General features: G+C 34.3%; 3 protein-coding genes. All 3 read left to right on the forward strand.

What is annotated here, in order from left to right; translation table 11 throughout:
* Window positions 1-26 precede the first annotated feature (26 nt).
* Window positions 27-434, forward strand: a complete 408-nt coding sequence (locus tag Q1553_RS08440; RefSeq protein WP_300842931.1) for an adenylyltransferase/cytidyltransferase family protein — start codon at window positions 27-29, stop codon at window positions 432-434.
* Entirely contained in the window at window positions 424-1,683 is a 1,260-nt protein-coding gene (locus Q1553_RS08445; RefSeq protein WP_300842932.1) for a LicD family protein, read from the forward strand. The genes Q1553_RS08440 and Q1553_RS08445 overlap by 11 nt, the downstream gene beginning before the upstream one ends.
* On the forward strand, window positions 1,680-2,134 hold a 455-nt coding region (locus Q1553_RS08450), incomplete at its 3' end, for a tetratricopeptide repeat protein (protein WP_300842933.1). The genes Q1553_RS08445 and Q1553_RS08450, both read left to right, overlap by 4 nt.

The following is a 2,134-nucleotide window of genomic DNA, read 5'->3' on the forward strand; positions in this document are numbered from 1 at the left end:
AAAATTTGGATTAATTGTAGGCATTAATGATTTTAGAGCGCAAAAGAGTTTTGACATTTGGAACTTTTGATTTATTTCATTTTGGGCATTTAAAGCTTTTAGAAAGAGCTTCAAGATTGGGAGATGAGCTTTTTGTCGGCATTTCCTCTGACGCATTGAATTTTTCAAAAAAGGCGCGCAATTCCATTATGAGCGAGATTGAGAGGGCGCATATTGTTGCTTCTTTGAAATTTGTCAATAGTGTTTTCTTAGAAGAGTCTTTGGAGTTAAAAAGAGAGTATTTATTGCGTTATGAAGCAGATATTTTAGTAATGGGTGATGATTGGGCAGGAAAATTTGATGATTTTAGAGATATTTGTCAAGTCGTGTATCTGCCTAGAACGCAAAATATTTCCACAAGCGAACTTTTACAAAGAATTAAAAATGACTTTTAAAAAGATTTTCCAAAAGACTTATCGGGAAAGCAGAGGAGCGAATCCTTTGACTTTTGTTTTTTGTCTATTGGCGCAAGTTTATATGCAAAGTCTAAAAACCCATTCTAAAGCCTTTTTGATTCTTAAAAACTTACAATTTTTCAAACAAAGAATCGCGGAATTTTATTTCGCAGAGATTTTTTATTTTTATGGGGATTTCACGCGGAGTTTAAAGTATTTGGATTGTTTTTTGAAATCCAATCCCAACCACGCGGACGCGATTTACCTGCAAGCAATGTTGCTAGCTTATTTGGGTTGCAAGCAAGAAGCCTTTTTATCCTTGGAACATCTCTTGCAAAAATCCAAAAGGCTAAAGACTTGGATAATTCTTGCAAAAATTATCCAAGATTCTAAGGATTTAGAGGCTGCCAAGCAGATTTTAAGTAATAATCTTTATCGTCTTGAAAGATTTAAGCCGCACCAATGGGAGATTCTAAAGCACCTCGCAAATGCAGCTGCTAGAATCGGGGAATATAAAGAAGCTAAAAGACTTTTTAAGGAATCTTTATTTTTGCAAGGCAATTCTAAGAATCTTATCACAAAAGAAGTAATGGATTTAAAAAGTGCAAAAGAGGCATTAGAGGATTTGCGGAATCTCTTAGAAGCAAACGAAATCCAAATGTTTTTGGTCTCTGGCACATTTCTAGGTTGCGTGCGTGAGCATAATTTCATTTCCTATGATAAGGATATAGATGTTGGGATTTACAAGCAAGATTTGCAAAAAGCAAGAGAGGTTCTACAAAAAAGTAAGAATTTCAAGCTCAATACTCTTTTTAAAAATTATCAAGGTGGCGTGCAGATTCGCCATTTAAACAACACTTATATTGATGTTTTTGCGCATTATGAGGAGCGGGGGAGGATTTATCACGATGGAGATTATGTGCGGTGGTGGAATACACCTTTTAAGCTTGCACCTTATGAGTTTTTGGGTAAGCAATATCTAGCACCAAAAAACTATACTTTGTATTTGAAAGAAAACTATGGCGAATGGAAAACCCCAAAAGATTCTGCGCAATATGAGACTTTTTTGACCACTCCGAATATGGAAATTACAAATAAACAATGGTTTATTTGTTCGCTTTATAATCTGCTTTTTGAAGTGTTTTCTATGCGCAATGAAAGCAAAATTTTAGAAAGATTAAGAGAACTAGGCGAAAAGGATTTCGTGCAAGAGTATTTAGAATTTAAACAAGGAATTACAACAGAATGAAAGTATTAATTTTTTATCCTTTTTATTTTTATGCGATGAAAATTTATCATAAAGATAAAGACTATGAAAAAGCAAATAAGTTTTACCAAATTGCAGAGAGGTTTTGCCCAAACCATACAGAGAATTTGTTTAAAATCGGAATGTGCTATAAAAAATGCAAAAATTACAAAGAAGCAAGTCAGTATTTTGAAAAAGCACTAGAGTTAGACTCTGAAAACGAAAAATACAAAGAACAATTCCAAATTGCGAAAATGAGGGATTTTGCACTTTTTGCTCCCACAAAGCTTTGGTGGCAAGAAATCATCGCCATAGAGGAGGAAATCAAACAAAAAGGGGAGAGCTATGGCAAATGCCTAAATCTCGCAGAGGATTGTATAGCAATGCACTATTATGATAAAGCAGTCAAAGCTTACAAAAGAGCTATTGCGCTGTGCGAACACAAGGAAAATCT

The organism is Helicobacter sp. UBA3407, assembly GCF_949747025.1.
In the GTDB taxonomy this organism is placed as follows: domain Bacteria; phylum Campylobacterota; class Campylobacteria; order Campylobacterales; family Helicobacteraceae; genus Helicobacter_D; species Helicobacter_D ganmani.

What these genes read in the sequence shown, in the direction of transcription:
- Q1553_RS08440 (WP_300842931.1), top strand. Translation starts at nt 27, where the DNA reads ATGATTTTAGAGCGCAAAAGAGTTTTGACATTTGGAACTTTTGATTTA.
- Q1553_RS08445 (WP_300842932.1), top strand. Translation starts at nt 424, where the DNA reads ATGACTTTTAAAAAGATTTTCCAAAAGACTTATCGGGAAAGCAGAGGA.